Raw genomic sequence first — 16,732 nt, forward strand, 5'->3', positions numbered from 1 at the left:
TGAGGGTGTAGGAACAAAATAAAATGCAAGAAAATCAACAAATTAAACAGAAACAACAATACAATTTGAACAAGTTGCAAAAGCGGCTGCGGCGTAACGTCGGCGAAGCTATCGCTGATTTCAATATGATTGAAGAAGGCGACCGCATTATGGTGTGCCTGTCCGGCGGGAAAGATAGCTTCACCATGCTGGAAATTCTGCGCAATCTGCAACAGAGCGCACCGGTTAACTTTTCGCTGGTCGCGGTGAATTTGGATCAGAAGCAGCCTGGGTTTCCAGAGCACGTTCTGCCGCAGTATCTTGATAGCATCGGCGTGGAGTACAAGATCGTCGAAGAAAACACCTACGGGATTGTGAAAGACAAGATTCCAGAAGGGAAAACCACCTGCTCACTGTGCTCACGCCTGCGTCGTGGGATTTTGTACCGTACCGCAACGGAACTCGGCGCAACGAAAATCGCCCTTGGTCACCACCGTGACGATATTCTGCAAACGCTGTTCCTGAATATGTTCTACGGTGGAAAACTGAAAGGCATGCCACCGAAGCTGATGAGCGATGACGGCAAACATGTCGTTATCCGCCCGCTTGCCTACTGCCGCGAAAAAGATATCGAACGTTTTGCTGAAGCTCGCCAATACCCGATTATCCCGTGCAACCTGTGCGGCTCGCAGCCAAATCTTCAACGTCAGGTAATTAAAGATATGCTGCGCGACTGGGACAAACGCTATCCTGGCCGTATTGAGACCATGTTCAGCGCCATGCAGAACGTTGTGCCTTCTCATCTTGCCGATCATGCCCTGTTTGATTTCAAAGGCATTCGTCACGGTAGCGACGTGGTGGATGGTGGCGATCTGGCTTTCGACCGCGAAGAACTGCCGTTGCAGCCTGTTGGCTGGCAGCCGGAAGACGATGACGACGCTACGTCACTTACCCGCCTCGATGTGCTGGAAATAAAATAAGCGCGACATTCTCGTCAGGAATAGCATTAAGACTCTGAACACGGTGGCAAGAAGCAGCGGTTGCTGTTTCGCCACCGTTTTTATTTCCGTTTTCTGTCGTGTACAGCGCCGCTATCGCTCTTGCGGTGGTTCAGTGACCGGTTCGTGTTCCGACCCGGTTGGCGGTGGGTCAGGAATGGGCGGTGGTTCGGGAAGCGGCTGAGGTATCGGATCGTTCGGTATAATGGGAATCGGTTCAACCGGAACCGTGTCGGCTTGCAGATAATCCGCTGCGCCTTGAGTGAGCATATTTTCCTCCTCGGTGTTGGATAATGTAAAAGCAAATCCAGCGACTGAAGCAGTACAGACATGCGTTACAACTGGCTGTTCGGCACCAGCCTTTCCCTTTAAGCATAGTAAGCTAATAAATAAAATGCCAAAGGTATGTCGCAACGCCGCTCGGGACGAAACAGGAAAGAGTAAGATCGAAGGACAAAAAAAAGCCGACAAAACTGTCGGCATGGTGTGAATCAATTGTGCTATGCAGTAATTCAAAAAAGGAAGTAAGACAATATGGAGCGCAACGCCCATCGCTTGACGTTGCATTCACCTGCGGGAATGATAGTGCCGCACAACAGGGTAAAAAATGTTGATATTGCTCAATTTACGCGTGGTTTTTTAGCGGTTCACGACACTTTGTGATTATCGGCGCACCCAGTCGCCGCAAGTCGTTATAGCCATTTACTGCGTTTTAACCACCATGCAACGCCGCCAACCAATATCACCAACATCAGGCAGAACGTGACAAAACCAAACGGCGCGTCGCCGCCGGGAATGCCCCCTAAATTGACGCCAAATAGTCCGGTTAAGAACGTCGTCGGCAAAAAAACCATTGCCAACAGCGACATCGTATAGGTACGGCGGTTCATCGCTTCAGTCATCTGCGCGGTGATTTCATCCGAAAGCACCGTGGTGCGCGCAATACTGGCATCCAGATCCTCCAGCCCACGCCCTAACCGATCGGCAATTTCCTGCATTCTGCGGCGATCGTCATCCTGCATCCAAGGCAATTTCTCACCGGAAATACGTGAGAACACATCGCGCTGTGGTGTCATATAGCGGCGTAGTACAATGAGCTGTTTGCGGATCAATGCCAGCTCACCGCGCGGTGGAATCTTCTGTTCCAGCAAATCCTCTTCCAGATCGATGATTTTTTCATGCAAATCATCAATAAACTCGCTGGTATGATCGGTCAAGGATTCCGCAATGGAGACCAGCCAGCTTCCGCTGTCCGTCGGGCCATTGCCTTCCTTTAGGTCGGTAAGAATCTCGTCGATAGCCAGAACCTTACGGCGCCGGGTAGATATAATCAGCTTATCGGTAATGAATACCCGAACCGCCACCAGTTGATCCGGCCGTGCATTGGCATTCAGATTAATGCTGCGCAGCGTAATTAGCGTGCCCTCGCCCAAGCGTGTCACTCTGGGGCGGACGCTTTCCCCCGCTAGCGCGTTGCGCACGCTATCCGGCACCAGTATCGTTTTATTCAACCAGCGCACGCTAGCGGGCAGTGTCGAGTCCAGGTGCAGCCAACAGGGTTGCTCACTGTTAACCACATCCTGCTCGCCAATCGGGGTTATGCCCCCCTTTCCATCCAACTGATACGCATGAACCGCACCGCTGTGTTGCAACTCTTTTCCTGCAAAGGATTCCACGTTTTGCCTCCAACGGTGTTTGCTATCCATTCTTTTACTATCAATCTTTTTACTATCAACTGTGAGATTGTCAGCCGGCATGGCCATCATGACCATGCTGGCTTTATCACCACATCATTCGATGCGTCAATCTGGTATTAATGCTTCTCGATGTAAAGCGTATGGCTGTAGGCCACGTCTTCAGGGTTCGTAATGGGATAGCCCTTCACCCACGGCTTGATCAAACGTCCGTTGGTATATTGATAGATCGGCGCAATCGGTGCTTCATCCATCAATATCTGCTCTGCCCGGTTATAGTCAGCATTCAGCGCCTGCGGGTTAGTCTGATTCCCCGCTTCATCCAGTACGCGATCGTAATTCGCGCTTTTAAAACGTGCGATGTTACCGCTGTGGTGGGACGTCAGCAGTGAGAGGAATGTCGACGGCTCGTTGTAGTCCCCCACCCAAGAGGCTCGCACGACATCAAAATTGCCGCTATTGCGGCTGTCGATGTAGGTTTGCCACTCTTGATTGGACAGGCGGACGTCAACACCCAGCGTTTTCTTCCACATGGACGCCACGGCAATCGCGATCTTCTGGTGGCTTTCCGAAGTGTTGTACAGCAGCGATAATTTCAGCGGATGGTTTGGACCATAGCCCGCCGCAGCCATCAGCGCTTTTGCCTGCGCATCCAGTTCATCCTGAGAATACTGCTGCAACAGGCTTTCTGTCGGTTTGAAACCTGCGGTGACGTCAGGTGTGAAGTGCCAGGCTGGTTTTTCCCCCGTGCCCAATACTTTTTCAGCAATCACTTTACGGTCGATAGCGTAAGACAGCGCTTTTCGCACTCGGGCATCGTTGGTCGGCGCGCGCTGGGTGTTAAACGCGTAATAATACGTGCCAAGTTGATCCGGCGTATAAACCTGACCGGGCAAATCTTTCAGCAGTTTTTGATACAGATTTTTAGGAAATGACTCGGTGATATCGATATCCCCGGACAGATAGCGTTTTGTCGCGTTCGATTCCTGATTGATGGGAACAAAGGTCACCTTTGTCAGGCGCGTGTTAGCGTTATCCCAATAATAGGGATTCTGTGTGAGCACCAGCTTCTCGTTAACGACGCGCTGATCCAGCTTAAACGCGCCATTGCCAACCAGATTGCCCGGCTTCGTCCAGTCATTCCCGAATTTTTCGACCGTGGCCTGATGTACCGGAAACAGGCTGAAATTCGCCGTCAGGCTGACAAAATAAGGGACTGGCTTGCTGAGCTGCACTTTCAGCGTATGGTCATTGACCGCCGTCACGCCAAGCTGATCGGCAGGCAGCTTGCCCGCCAGAATCTGCTCGGCATTCTGAATTCCTGCAAGCCGGGCAAACCAGGAGAACGGCGAGCTGTTTTCAGGTGTCACCAGACGGCGCCAGCTGTAGACAAAATCGTTTGCCGTAACGGGGTCACCGTTAGACCAGCGGGCATTATCACGCAAAGTAAAGACAAACGTGCGGTTATCGGTCGTCTGCCAGCGTAGCGCTACGCCCGGAACGATGTTCCCCTTGGCATCCTGATTGACCAACCCTTCAAACAGGTCACGTGCTACCTGTGCTTCCGGCAGCCCCACCGCTTTTATCGGATCGAGAGAAGCCGGTTCATCTTTAATGTGGCGGACGATTTCCTGTTTTTCAGCCAGAACCGTTCCTGCCGGAACCTGTGCCGCGACGGCATTGCCCGTCATGGCCGCCATCAGCGCGGCATAGAATGCAGAATATCCATAGTGCATGATGATTTGACCTGAAAGCATAATGAAATGATTGAAGAATATAATAGTCAGAAATCAGCGCTATCATCCAGCAATACGCCCGCAATTTGTCAGCTCACATCGCCGTTTGCGTCTCCAGGTCGATTTTTTTATGATGAAACGCATACGCAACCACAGGGCAATATCATGGAAAACACGATCATTCCTCTTCAGGCGCGCCAGCAACGCGGTAATTTGCCGTCGCTGGGGGAACCTTATGGAAAATCGCTGCTGGGCGCACCGCTGCTGTATTTCCCCGCCGAGTTAGCGGCCTCGGAGAGCGGGCTGATTATTGCCGGAACGCACGGTGATGAAACCGCAGCGGTAGTCGCGCTTTCCTGCGCGCTGCGAACGCTCTTTTCGGGGCAGCGTCGCCATCATGTGGTTCTTGCGGTGAATCCGGATGGTTGTCAGTTGGGCCTGCGCGCTAACGCTAACGGCGTCGATCTCAATCGTAATTTTCCTGCCAGTAACTGGCAGCCGGGAAAGACAGTATACCGCTGGAATAGCGCCGCAGATGAACGCGATGTCGAGTTATCCACGGGTGAAACCGCAGGTTCAGAACCGGAAACGAAAGCCCTTTGCACATTGATTGAGAAACTTAATCCTCGCTGGGTTGTCTCTTTTCATGAGCCACTCGCCTGCATTGAAGATCCGCATCGTTCCGAACTGGGTCGATGGTTGGCGCAGCAGTGCGAGCTGCCGTTAGTGTCGAGTGTCGGTTACGACACACCAGGATCGTTCGGAAGTTGGTGCGCCGATCGTTCGCTCCACTGCATTACCGCTGAGCTGCCGCCGATCTCGGCAGATGCCGCCAGCGAATGCTACCTGAAAGCGATGGTTGCGTTGCTAAGCCAGCAATTTTAATCGTAATTTTTATACCAATGTTGCTAATGTTGCCCTAAACTGAGCAGCGTGTTAATCACCTGTAATTAAGGACGCAAACATGTCACAGAACGTACATTTTCAAGGCAATCCTGTGCCAGTAGCAGGGTCATTTCCAGCTAAAGGAAGCAAAGCCCCGGCATTTACGCTGGTGGCTAAAGATCTGTCAGATACCCCGCTCAGCAACTATGCTGGCAAGCGCAAAATCCTGAACATTTTCCCAAGCATCGATACCGGTGTTTGTGCCGCGTCCGTGCGCAAATTCAACCAGTTGGGTTCTGAGCTGGATAACACTGTTGTTCTGTGTATCTCTTCCGACCTGCCGTTCGCGCAGTCCCGTTTTTGCGGTGCGGAAGGTCTGAACAACGTCGTTGTGCTATCTACCCTGCGTGGCGGTGAGTTTAAAGAACACTATGGTGTTGCTATCGCCGATGGCGCGCTGAAAGGCCTGACCGCTCGCGCGGTTGTCGTACTGGATGAAAACGACAACGTGCTGCATAGCGAACTGGTGAACGAAATCACCACTGAACCAGATTATGACGCTGCACTGGCTGTTCTGAAATAAGCGACGCTGACAGCGACACACATTGTCAGTATTGAAGAAACGGCTGCACAAGCAGCCGTTTTGTTATCTTAATATCTATCGATTTCCCATACATATAATTGGGTTACTCTGTTAATCACCTTGTATCTATTTGAACATGAATTTTTATTAATGATTTATTTCATCATGCTTATGATATGAAGGTATCTGTTTTTTGATACTCACCATCTTATATAGACTTTTTCGCCACGTTCTGGCGTTTTCATCACGACAAGTACGATGCCAATAATAACTACTATTTTCTGTATGGAATAATGGACATGGTAAAGAGAAAGTAATTGCACCATAACTAACGCTGATATGTTAGTGCTATTCACAGGAGTGATGACTGTTGAAAATATTATTATTTTCCCTTCAAATAGCCGCTTTATTTTCAGGCCTCGCTTTTAGCCAGAGCAGTGAAGCGGCATTCACGTTTGATCCACTGAAATGCCGCGCATCGGACCCAGAAGGCAAAGCCTATGTTGCCCTACGTGATACGGTGTTCCACATCTCTATCGACCAGCTTAGTATTTTGCACGACCCTGTTTTACGCGATGGTGAAACCCTACCACTCCCGCCCGATCCTAGCGAGCCTCTCGGGTGTAAAGGCAATCCGCTCAGCCAGCAAAGTTTATTGTTCAGCCGCAATTTCAATGGAAAGCTGGGAGACCGTCCTGACTGGCCCAAAGCCTGGCCGTTACGAAAATTTCAGCTATTCAGCTCAACGCCGGATCATTGGGGACTTCATCTAGACGAACGCCATGACAAAATGTGTGAAAATCGCTTAAAACAGACAGGGCTGGTTCCCCACATGACAGCCTGTTTATTTGAGAAGAATCCTGCACGCCCGGATCGATATGACGTAGAAGAAGCAGGAAGCTGGCTTATTGATCCAGAGGTATATTCAGCCCCTTTTAATAAGAAACTCGCTATTTTTTGTATGTTTGCCATTTCTGGAGGAACCGACTGCGAAGTCGGTTATAAAATTTTCCCTACGGTGAATCTTCACTATGAATTTAGCCCTAAGGTATTACCGCTGACCGAAGTTATTAACTTTGATAAACATCTGAGAAGTGAACTGGAAAAAGCCGTGGTTAAAGATTACCCCTGGAAGAAGATGTGAATAAACCGCTCTACCATCAATCACACGGATATATGAACACTATTCACAGGAGTGATGACTGTTGAGAACATTATTATTTTCCCTTCAAATAGCCGCTTTATTTTCAGGCCTCGCTTTTAGCCAGAGCAGTGAAGCGGCATTCACGTTTGATCCACTGAAATGCCACGCACCGGACCCAGAAGGCAAAGCCTATGTTGCCCTACGTGATACGGTATTCCATATCGCTATCGACCAGCTCAGCATCCTACACGACCCTGTTTTACGCGATGGTGAAACCCTGCCACTCCCGCCCGATCCTAGCGAGCCTCTCGGGTGTAAAGGCAACCCGCTCAGTCAGCAAAGTTTATTGTTCAGCCGCAATTTCAACGGAAAGCTGGGAGACCGTCCTGACTGGCCCAAAGCCTGGCCGTTACGAAAATTTCAGCTATTCAGCTCAACGCCGGATCATTGGGGATTTCGGTTACACATGCTCTACGACAAAATGTGTGAAACGCGGCCAAAACAGACAGGACTGATTCCTAACATGACGGCCTGTTTATATGAGAAAAACCCTGCACGCCCGGATCGATATGATGTGGAAGAAGCGGGAAGCTGGCTGATTGATCCTGAGATATATTCCGCCCCTTTTAATCAGAGACTCGCTATTTTTTGTGGGTTTGCCATCTCTGGAGGAACCGACTGCGAAGTAGGCTATAAAATCTTCCCTACGGTGAACCTTCGATATGAATTTAAACCCAAAGAATTTCCGCTGACTGAAGTTATTAACTTTGATAAGCATCTAAGAATAGAACTGGAAAAAGCCGTGGTTAAAGATTACCCCTGGAAGAAGAACACTCCCTAATTTAATCTTGTATAATATGGAGATGAATATATGGCGATTACCTATGAATATCATTACGGAAATGGCGGATTTATTTTATCAAAATCACAACAAGCAGAACTTGAAACATTACTGATTAAACAACTAGCGCTGGCTGGTACAGGAGCAAAATCGCTCGCCGTCCCACTATATGATAAAATCCTCAGCTATCTTCCTGTACCCGATATAAATGTAGGTGAATACTTCAAGGTATATACCTGGTTACAAGGAGCCCGTGAAGTTAATAATGATTCGAGCGTCTACTCTGTTTTTATTAGAAATTACACCGAAATACAGTATGAATTACGTTATGGAGAATTAAGCGAACTCGAGTTAAGTATACTTGATAATAAAATTAATGAGGCATCAAACAATATAGGGTTTGAGTTGGTTAGAAATATACTTAATCACAATGGCTTACTTCCCGGATTAGAAGGGCTAGGTGTATTAGATGGTGGTGAAGCTGCCAGAAAGGTATTTCAAGGTGACATCTATCCAGAAGGTGACTTTACCGGCTGGGCTGGCACAATGCTTTTCCCTTTTTTGGGTTATGATCGGTTTTATGAGGAGTGGTTATTAACCACAGAAGAAATTAATGCAGAAATCCGTACGGGGAGTGGTATTGTCGATCGTATCATAAAAGAGCATAGCGGCACTTATGACTTGATTGCCGCATTGCAGGCTAACCAGGAAACCATTGATAGTTATAATTTACTAGAATCTATTTATGCCGTTATTCGCAGCTTTGAAAATGTCGATAAATCACAGCAAGAAATTATCGAACAAACCAATAATTTTATTAGCACAGCCTACGCGCTGCCAGCCGATCATCCGTTTTTAGCCGGTAATAAATTACCTTATGATAAAGTCTTATTTCAAACTACAAATTTAGGATTCTCATCAGGTAGTCAAGGCGATGATGATTATAAGGATTTTTGGATAGGTGACAGAGCAAACTATCTTAATTACATCGTGCATGCCGGTATAGGAAATGACAATATCCTTGGTGTCCCTACGACTTATTTAGGTCTAATTCCTGGCAGTGCGCTGGTTGATGGTGGGCCAGGTTACGACACTTTATCCTATCATGCGACTCGTGATGGTGGAGATAACGCAGTCCCCCTTAAACTCAGTATTAGCTTTGAGAAAATAGATAGCGCTTTATACAACTGGAGATTCTCTATCGATAAATCACCCACTGAAGGATATAGTATTTATAAAGGGCATGATTATGCTTATAGCGTCGAGAAAGTCGAAGGGACAAATAACTCTGACACTATTATCATAAAAGAACTCCCTATATCTACTGAAAATATCATCGTGGACTTATTAGAGTCTAAGACTGGATATGGCGATACGATTGACCTTTCCCATATAAATCATGGCGTAGAGCTTTCATTAGTCGGTAATGAAGTGGTCTTTCCCTTTGAAGGTGAGGGTAACGGATCCCTGACAATCAGGAATATGGAGAACATTATTGGCACATCATTTGATGATGTATTATACGGTAATGGTGGCAGTAATATTATTGTTGGTGGAAGAGGTGATAATATTATTTACGGTAACGGAGGGGCGGATAAATTTGTTATCACTCAAGGCGTAAATACCATAAAAGATGCCGATAGTGATGATAAACTGTACATTAATCTCTCTTCTATAAATCAGTTAACTAACCAAAGAGACCTCGGTATAGAATTAAAAGGTGGATTTATTATTCGTAGTAGCTCCCCCAATCCCGGAGGAGAAGTAATACTTCAAGACGGTGATACCGCTGTGTTTTATCCTGCGATCCCTAATCCGATGAATTTTTCGCCTGCGCTTGGAGGAAGCAGAAATATGATTGATGAAACGCTGGGCGATCAATTCATTGTCCGTTACACCTTGTCAGGGTCGACACTCTTCGTATCGGCTTCTTTTGCTAACCTGGATCCCGCAGAAGCCATTATTGAAAATTACGATGCTGGCGATCTGGGTCTGAAATTTAAATCGCTCGTTGTTCCTAACTATTCCAATGCTGCAGCTTCACATGCCAGTAATATGGATCAGTTAGTTGACCAATACGTTCAATTACACTCAGAGATGATTACAGATCGTTTCACTCTCCCTACCTCTGCTGATTTATGGTATGCCTGAGACTGATATCCTTCTAATCATAACAAAACGGCTGCTTGCGCAGCCGTTTTGTTATTTACTCCTCGTCGTCCCCCGCCGCTTTGCGTTGGCTGAGTCCATATTCCCGTAGTTTGTTGGCTATCGCCGTGTGCGATACCCCTAACCGCTTCGCCAATTTACGCGTACTTGGATAAGATTGATAAAGGCGGGTCAACACGGAGCGTTCGAAACGCTTGTTGATGTCATCCAGCGAGCCGTCAAGCAGGGTTTCATCCTGTGGCGCATCAATCGAAAACGCCGGGAGATCGATGTCCTGCATATGCAGCTCGTTGCCTTCCAACTGCGTTAGCGCCCGATAAATGGTATTCCTCAACTGCCGAACGTTGCCCGGCCAGCCGTACTGCGGCAGGAAATGTTCCACATCGGCCGCCAGTTTAGGCCGTGAAATCCCCTGTTCATCGGCAAAACGCGCCACAAAGAGCTCGGTCAGCGGCATAATGTCCGCCGGACGCTCGCGCAGCGGCGGTAGCATTAGTGTAAGCACATTCAGGCGATAATAAAGGTCCTCCCGGAACTCACCGCGCTGAACCAGCTCCAACAAATTTTTCTTGGTCGCGCAAATCACCCGCACGTCGACATGGACTTCATGATCTTCACCTACCCGGCGAAATGTCCCGTCATTCAGGAAACGCAGCAGTTTAGTCTGCATTTGCGCCGACATTTCACCGACTTCATCTAACAGAACCGAACCGCCGTTAGCCTGCTCAAAGAACCCTTTCTTGCCTTCCTGCGCGTTGAGATATGCGCCGGGCGCATGGCCGAACAGTTCACTTTCCATCACGTCATCGGGTAACGCCGCGCAGTTCAGCGCCAGGAAAGGATTCTTGCCACGTGGTCCGCGCAGATGGCACGCACGCGCCAGCATATCTTTGCCGGTCCCCGTGTCGCCGACAATCAGCAGCGGCGCGTCCAGCATTGCCAGCTTGCGCGCCTGCTCAACCACCTGACGCATTTTCGGGCTAACGGCAACGATATGATCGAATTCATTCTCATCGTTTACGGTGAGATTCTGTAACTGCCGTCCCATGCGGGCGGCCGATTTGAGCATCACCAGCGCCCCCGCCGTGGCGGCTTTGCCGGCATCATCTTCCAGACGGACCGGCGTCATTTCCAGCAAGAAATCCTGACCGCGAATCACGACGCGCTCGGCGACGACGGTGCTACTCTTTTCCAACCAGCTGGCGAAATTAAAACCAGGAATCATACTGCCAATCGTCAAATCGCTGATGGTCTCTGCCGATTGTTCAAACAGCGCCAGCGCGGCGGGGTTAAACAGCTCCGGCTTCCCTTTCATATCCAACGAGAATACCGGTTCCGGCATGGATTCCAGCAGCGCATTCAGCGCCCGATGCTCGCGCTCAGACGGCATAAATGCGACGGTGCGCACATCGCTAACGCTTTCAATGCGGCGGATGTCTGTCATCAGCAGGCGAAAAGCATCAAAATCGAGCGTAGCAAAATTGAGGTAAATACGGCCAATGGTGGCAATTTCGATGCCGCGTAAATCAATATTGCGTGACGCAAGCAGATCTAACAGTTCACGGACCATACCAATGCGGTCTTCACAAATTACTTCCAGATGCATCAACGGCTACCTTCTTCAAGAGACACGATTGGGCTATTGCTGCTGATAATACCCTTTCGTTTGCACCGGATGAAGTAAGGTGGCAGCAAAAGTTGACACATCTGTACGTTTTTTCCACTCAATAGCGAAACGGGATTATGGCAGCGGCGTCGTTGCCATTGCCACAATGGTGCGGATGCCTTCCAGATAGTTACCGAGACGTAAATTCTCATCAAAACTATGCTGATTATTATCGGCATTCACCAGAGGAACGATGACGTAAGGCACTTTTAGCACGCTGACCGCCCCGCTCATTGGCAACGTTCCGCCCATCATACGGTTCTTCTCCGGTGCGCCGCCGCGTTCGCACCGAAAACCGTCATATCGATTTGGATAGAGCCACGATTGCCGAAGTTGATGCCAGGCTTATTGCTGGACGGCATCGCGCCGTCATAAATCACCATCCCATCACTTTTCAGCAACGTCAGATGATCGGCCATCACCGTCGTCAGACCGGGCGACCCTTTTTCCTCTTCGGAATCCAGCAGCACCTTGATGTTGACGGCAGGTTCAACGCCTTTATCTTTCATCGCGTCCACGGCGGCGAGAAACATTGCGATCGGTCCTTTATCATCGGCCGATGCCCGGGCGAAGAGACGCCATTCCGGGTTGATATCGCCTTTCAGAAGACGCGATTCGGGCAGTGTTTGCCATTTGCCCGCGGCATCTTTTTCTTTCAATACGGGCTGCCACGGCGGTGTTTGCCATTCAGCGGGATTCACGGGCTGTCCGTCAAAATGCATGTAGAACAAGATAGTTTTACGATCGGCTCTTGGCGTACCCAGCTCAGCATAAACCAGCGGCTTGTCACCATTCGTTAGCTGCTGCGTGGTGAAGCCCCGCTTCTGAAAGGCTTTTTCCAGCCAGTCAGCATTGCGCTGGATATCCGCAGGCACGGCGGCATCATTGGGCAGAGTGAGTAATTCGAGATATTCGGGGAAGCTGTGTTGCGCGTAACGCTCAGCCTCGGCAGAGGCCAGCACCAGCTGTGCGCTGGCAGGTAAACAGAGAATAGTGGCCGACAGCGACAGCGCCGCCAGCGTCAATTTTTTACCGGGAATCATAAAAACATCCTGTTATATAGCGATGAGGAGTTTTTATCCTACACACGATTCTGTCATAGCGGTACTCACAGAACACAGTCTGTATTTCTTGCCGGACAATGAAAAATATGACGAAGGCGCACGCTGCGCGCCTTTGTTTCCCTAACGCCCTTTTTGCAGCGTTTCTTTCACCTGACCAATCAGCTCGCGGCGGAAATCACCCAGGCGCGGTTTGTCATCCAGCCACGGCAGCGGGCGGCACAGTTCCATCGCCTTAATACCCAGCCGTGCGGTCAGCAACCCTGCACCAATGCCCTGTGCGGCACGGGTTGATAGTCGTGCCGCAAGATCCTGCGACATCCAGTCCATACCAATTTCCCGCACCAGTTCCGATGCGCCAGCAAACGCGATATTGACCAGCACCAGCCGGAACAGGCGAATGCGACTGAAATAGCCGAGTTCTATGCCGTACAGCGCAGCAATACGATTAATCAGACGCAGGTTGCGCCAGGCGATAAAGGCCATATCCACCAGCGCCAGCGGGCTGACGGCGATCATCAAGGTCGATTCCGCCGCCGAACGGCTGATTTCACGCCGTGCCTGCGTGTCGAGTACGGGCTGAACCAGACGTGCATAAAGCTCCAGCACTTCGCGGTCGTTGTGGGTTTCATGGAGTGAAGCCTGCCAGCGTTGTATCGCCGGATGGCCGCTATCCAGCCCTGCCTGACGCGCCAGCTTTTCACAGAATTCGCGCCCCCGCCCCACGCCGTGGCTGTGTAGCAGATCGCGGGCCACATCACGCTCTTCCGCGCGTTCCCGTAAGCGATAGAGCCGTCGCCACTCGACGGCCAGAGAACCGACGCCCGCCGCGATAATCAGGCTACCCGCGGTAATACCGCCTAACGCGATCCAATCTTGCTGCACCCAGGCGTTGTGCAATGACTGCACGCCCTGTGCCAGTGCGCTAACGCCAAACAGCCCTATTCCTGCCATCACCATACGCCGCCACAGGCTGCGTTTCGGGCGCAGCGCCGCGCTGACGGCCTCTTCCGCGATGCCTTCTTCCGGTACTTCTTCTTCGCGGCTGATAGGGGAAAATGGCGTACCGCTCTGCTCGTCAAAGGCTAATCCGGCACGCAATTGCGGTTGCGGCTCTTGCGGTAAAGCCTCATCGAATGTGACGCGGGGTTTCAGTGGTTCGCTCATCGCAATTTATCCTTTAACAAAAAGTCCATGACCGTATCCAACCGGATATGCGGCAACGGCGTATCTACCGTCATTTCTCGCGGACGAAATTGATCGAAATGGAAGCCCTGCGTTTGCCAGAATGCCGCCCCCGGTAAACGTGCTGGCACTTCACCGGGATAGACCGTCAGCGGCTGACCATCGCTGAGCCGATGCCCTTTCAGCGCGGGAATTTTCTGCCCCTGATGATCGACAACCCCGCTTTGCGTTGACTGGATTGACGCAATGCCTTCACAGCGCATATCGATGCCTTCAAACGCGGCGTTCTGCCACGCCTCTTGCACCAGTTGCTGAAGCAAAGACACCAGATTGGCGTGCTGATCGGCGGTAATGTGATCCGCTTTACTCGCCGCAAACATCAGCTTGTCGATACAAGGCGAGAACAAACGACGGAACAGCGTACGTTTCCCGTAGTGAAAACTTTGCATCAGTTGGGTCAGCGCCAGCCGCATATCGTTAAACGCGTGAATACCGCTATTGAGCGGTTGCAGGCAGTCAACCAGAACAATCTGCCGGTCAAAGCGCACGAAGTGATCCTTATAAAACCCTTTGACGACCGACTGACAGTAATAATCAAAACGCTTACGCAGCATGCCGATATTGGTTTTCTCATCCGCCTGCGCCAGTCTGGCTTCACCGATCTCATTCACCTGCGGCCAGGGGAAAAATTGCAGCACCGGCGCACCCGCCAGATCGCCCGGCAGCACAAACCGCCCCGGTTGAATAAAGTGCAGCCCTTCCTGCTTGCAGCGATGAAGATAGTCGGTGTAAGCCTGCGCGACCTCAGCGAGCTGGTTTTCATCTACTGGTGCCAGCGGATCGAGTTTCTCACACAGCGCCAGCCAGGGCTTCGCCCACTCAATGCGTCCCCCTTGCAGCAAACCGCTCATCTGCTGCGACCAGCTCAAATAGGTTTGTTCCAGCAGCGGTAGATCCAGCAGCCATTCGCCGGGGTAATCGACAATTTCCAAATAGAGCGTCGAGGTATCTTTAAAGTGGCGCAGCAACGAGTCTCTGGAGCGATAACGCAGCGCAAGACGGATCTCACTCACGCCGCGCGTCGGCGTCGGCCAGTCCGGCGGGGAGCCATACAGCACCGCCATGCCTTCATCATAGGCAAAGCGCGGCACGCCCAGATCGCGCTGCGGCACGCGTTTTACCCCCAGCAAACGCTCTTCGCGCACGGGGGAAAACATCGGCAAATGTGCTCCGTTATGGGTGTTCAATAATTGATTAACGAACGCGGTGATAAACGCGGTTTTGCCACTGCGGCTCAACCCGGTGACGGCAAGACGCAGGTGGCGATCCACACTGCGATTGACCAGTGAGTGAAGTTCGTTTTGTAGTCGACTCATTGAATGATCCATCACGCCTGTAGTTGAGAAATATACCCGTCATACTTCAAGTTGCATGTGCGTTGGCGACGTTCACTCACCCGAATCACTTACCTGAGTAAGCTCATCGGGATTCCTTCCCTTGCCGCCTGCCTGAAACTCGAATTATTTAGGGTATATACTGTTGAGAACAATTATGGAGCTGAAAACTACATATCGCTGAGAAATATATCGTATCAATATAATGAAATCAGACAAACGCCTCACGCCGACATAAGTGATCCTACCCACGTAATGTGGACACAGCCCTAAGCGAGGTTCTGGTTTTCAAATTGTTCCGGGCTAAGCCCGCCGCAAGCGCTATGGCGACGCCAGCGATTGTCATCGCACTCGATATAATTAAACACCGCCGTTCGCATTATTTCCCGACTGCCAAAGGACTCTCCATCGATACATTCCATTTTCAGCGAATGAAAAAAACTTTCCACGCAGGCATTATCATAGCAGCATCCTTTGGCACTCATGCTCCCGCGCAGGTGATGCCGCCCCAGCAACGCCTGATAATCCCCTGAACAGTACTGGCTACCACGGTCGGTATGCACGATTACCTGTTTTGGCCGTTTTCTCCTCCACAGGGCCATCTCAAGCGCATCACAGCTCAGCTGTGCCGTCATCCGCGATGACATCGACCAGCCGATAACCGCCCGCGACCATAAGTCGATGACTACCGCCAGATACAGCCAGCCTTCATCTGTACGTAAGTAGGTGATATCTCCTGCCCATTTTTGATTCGGGCCGCTGGCGATAACGTCTCGCTTCAGCAGATTTTCAGACACTGGCAGGCAGTGCTCCCGGTAGCTGACCGGGCTGAACTTCCAGGCAGCTTTTGCCCGCAGCCCCTGACGGCGCAGACTGGCAGCAATGGTTTTCACGTTATAGTGTGGCAGTTCATCAGCCAGTCGTGAGGCACCGTACCACTGTTTGGCATGATTGAACGCCTTGCTGACGGCATCATCGCAGACAAGCCGGAATCGCTGACGCGAGTTGGTCTGATGGCGGCAGCAACATCGATGCGTTCTGCAAGCTTCAGGGCTTCGTTGCGGAATTCAGGCGTATGTTGCTTACGTGGTTTTTTACTGGTTGATACGGGTTTCGTCATGAGTCACCTCTGGTAGAGAGTTTACTCACTTAGTCGCGTGTCCACTATTGGCGGATAGGATCACTTCAAGCCGCATGTGCGTTGGCTACGTTCATTCACCCGAATCACTTACCTGAGTAAGCTCATCGGGATTCTCACTCTTGCCGCCTTCCTGCCACTCGAATTATTTAGGGTATATAATGCTAATGCCGCAAGATATACTCACAAGAAAGCATCTTATGGATATAGCAAAAAAAACCTATACGGCATGATATTTCTCATCGACAACAGACATTTT

14 protein-coding genes and 1 pseudogene are annotated in these 16,732 nt (G+C 50.4%); 6 read left to right on the plus strand and 9 right to left on the minus strand.

Annotation, left to right across the window (positions count from 1 at the left end; genetic code table 11):
* Window positions 1–23 precede the first annotated feature (23 nt).
* On the plus strand, window positions 24–959 hold the full coding sequence (gene ttcA, locus O1Q74_RS10685; RefSeq protein ID WP_271872872.1) for a tRNA 2-thiocytidine(32) synthetase TtcA: 936 nt from the start codon (window positions 24–26) through the stop codon (window positions 957–959).
* 111 nt (window positions 960–1,070) lie between these two features.
* Here the strand turns inward: ttcA and O1Q74_RS10690 are convergent, their stop codons facing one another.
* From O1Q74_RS10690 to O1Q74_RS10700, 3 genes are all read right to left on the minus strand, one after another.
* Window positions 1,071–1,247: a hypothetical protein gene (locus tag O1Q74_RS10690; protein WP_271872875.1), complete on the minus strand. Its 177-nt coding sequence runs from the start codon at window positions 1,245–1,247 to the stop codon at window positions 1,071–1,073.
* 422 nt (window positions 1,248–1,669) lie between these two features.
* On the minus strand, window positions 1,670–2,653 hold the full coding sequence (gene zntB / locus O1Q74_RS10695; RefSeq protein ID WP_271872878.1) for a zinc transporter ZntB: 984 nt from the start codon (window positions 2,651–2,653) through the stop codon (window positions 1,670–1,672).
* A gap of 137 nt (window positions 2,654–2,790) precedes the next feature.
* Window positions 2,791–4,407: a peptide ABC transporter substrate-binding protein gene (locus tag O1Q74_RS10700; RefSeq protein WP_271872880.1), complete on the minus strand. Its 1,617-nt coding sequence runs from the start codon at window positions 4,405–4,407 to the stop codon at window positions 2,791–2,793.
* 165 nt (window positions 4,408–4,572) lie between these two features.
* Here O1Q74_RS10700 and mpaA point away from each other — a divergent pair, with 165 nt between their 5' ends.
* From mpaA to O1Q74_RS10725, 5 genes are all read left to right on the plus strand, one after another.
* A complete protein-coding gene (gene mpaA, locus O1Q74_RS10705) occupies window positions 4,573–5,292 on the plus strand; it encodes a murein tripeptide amidase MpaA (RefSeq protein ID WP_271872882.1) in 720 nt (239 codons plus the stop codon).
* A gap of 79 nt (window positions 5,293–5,371) precedes the next feature.
* Window positions 5,372–5,875, plus strand: a complete 504-nt coding sequence (tpx, locus tag O1Q74_RS10710; protein ID WP_225084862.1) for a thiol peroxidase — start codon at window positions 5,372–5,374, stop codon at window positions 5,873–5,875.
* A 370-nt stretch (window positions 5,876–6,245) separates the two neighbouring features.
* On the plus strand, window positions 6,246–7,019 hold the full coding sequence (locus tag O1Q74_RS10715) for a hypothetical protein (protein ID WP_271872886.1): 774 nt from the start codon (window positions 6,246–6,248) through the stop codon (window positions 7,017–7,019).
* A 61-nt stretch (window positions 7,020–7,080) separates the two neighbouring features.
* Window positions 7,081–7,860 (plus strand): hypothetical protein, encoded by a 780-nt coding sequence (locus O1Q74_RS10720; RefSeq protein WP_271872889.1) that lies wholly within the window; start codon window positions 7,081–7,083, stop codon window positions 7,858–7,860.
* A gap of 30 nt (window positions 7,861–7,890) precedes the next feature.
* The gene (locus tag O1Q74_RS10725) at window positions 7,891–10,011 is read left to right on the plus strand and encodes a calcium-binding protein (RefSeq protein WP_271872891.1); all 2,121 of its coding nucleotides are present in this window, start codon (window positions 7,891–7,893) and stop codon (window positions 10,009–10,011) included.
* 55 nt (window positions 10,012–10,066) lie between these two features.
* Here the strand turns inward: O1Q74_RS10725 and tyrR are convergent, their stop codons facing one another.
* From tyrR to O1Q74_RS10750, 6 genes and pseudogenes are all read right to left on the minus strand, one after another.
* On the minus strand, window positions 10,067–11,635 hold the full coding sequence (gene tyrR / locus O1Q74_RS10730; RefSeq protein ID WP_271872893.1) for a transcriptional regulator TyrR: 1,569 nt from the start codon (window positions 11,633–11,635) through the stop codon (window positions 10,067–10,069).
* Window positions 11,636–11,770: 135 nt separating this feature from the next.
* A complete protein-coding gene (locus tag O1Q74_RS20365; protein ID WP_442953076.1) occupies window positions 11,771–11,950 on the minus strand; it encodes a hypothetical protein in 180 nt (59 codons plus the stop codon).
* Entirely contained in the window at window positions 11,947–12,738 is a 792-nt protein-coding gene (locus O1Q74_RS10735; RefSeq protein WP_442953077.1) for a M20/M25/M40 family metallo-hydrolase, read from the minus strand. The genes O1Q74_RS20365 and O1Q74_RS10735 overlap by 4 nt, the downstream gene beginning before the upstream one ends.
* A 141-nt stretch (window positions 12,739–12,879) precedes the next feature.
* On the minus strand, window positions 12,880–13,923 hold the full coding sequence (locus tag O1Q74_RS10740; protein ID WP_271872896.1) for a YcjF family protein: 1,044 nt from the start codon (window positions 13,921–13,923) through the stop codon (window positions 12,880–12,882).
* On the minus strand, window positions 13,920–15,317 hold the full coding sequence (locus tag O1Q74_RS10745; protein ID WP_271872899.1) for a YcjX family protein: 1,398 nt from the start codon (window positions 15,315–15,317) through the stop codon (window positions 13,920–13,922). The genes O1Q74_RS10740 and O1Q74_RS10745 overlap by 4 nt, the downstream gene beginning before the upstream one ends.
* Before the next feature lie 287 nt (window positions 15,318–15,604).
* Window positions 15,605–16,455: pseudogene (locus O1Q74_RS10750) on the minus strand (IS3 family transposase).
* Between the last annotated feature and the right edge of the window lie 277 nt (window positions 16,456–16,732).

Origin of the sequence: Pectobacterium sp. A5351 (assembly GCF_028335745.1) — a bacterium.
Lineage (GTDB): Bacteria > Pseudomonadota > Gammaproteobacteria > Enterobacterales > Enterobacteriaceae > Pectobacterium.

What these genes read in the sequence shown, in the direction of transcription:
- ttcA (WP_271872872.1), top strand. Translation starts at nt 24, where the DNA reads ATGCAAGAAAATCAACAAATTAAACAGAAACAACAATACAATTTGAAC.
- O1Q74_RS10690 (WP_271872875.1), bottom strand. Translation starts at nt 1,247, where the DNA reads ATGCTCACTCAAGGCGCAGCGGATTATCTGCAAGCCGACACGGTTCCG.
- O1Q74_RS10700 (WP_271872880.1), bottom strand. Translation starts at nt 4,407, where the DNA reads ATGCACTATGGATATTCTGCATTCTATGCCGCGCTGATGGCGGCCATG.
- mpaA (WP_271872882.1), top strand. Translation starts at nt 4,573, where the DNA reads ATGGAAAACACGATCATTCCTCTTCAGGCGCGCCAGCAACGCGGTAAT.
- tpx (WP_225084862.1), top strand. Translation starts at nt 5,372, where the DNA reads ATGTCACAGAACGTACATTTTCAAGGCAATCCTGTGCCAGTAGCAGGG.
- O1Q74_RS10725 (WP_271872891.1), top strand. Translation starts at nt 7,891, where the DNA reads ATGGCGATTACCTATGAATATCATTACGGAAATGGCGGATTTATTTTA.
- tyrR (WP_271872893.1), bottom strand. Translation starts at nt 11,635, where the DNA reads ATGCATCTGGAAGTAATTTGTGAAGACCGCATTGGTATGGTCCGTGAA.
- O1Q74_RS20365 (WP_442953076.1), bottom strand. Translation starts at nt 11,950, where the DNA reads ATGATGGGCGGAACGTTGCCAATGAGCGGGGCGGTCAGCGTGCTAAAA.
- O1Q74_RS10735 (WP_442953077.1), bottom strand. Translation starts at nt 12,738, where the DNA reads ATGATTCCCGGTAAAAAATTGACGCTGGCGGCGCTGTCGCTGTCGGCC.
- O1Q74_RS10740 (WP_271872896.1), bottom strand. Translation starts at nt 13,923, where the DNA reads ATGAGCGAACCACTGAAACCCCGCGTCACATTCGATGAGGCTTTACCG.
- O1Q74_RS10745 (WP_271872899.1), bottom strand. Translation starts at nt 15,317, where the DNA reads ATGAGTCGACTACAAAACGAACTTCACTCACTGGTCAATCGCAGTGTG.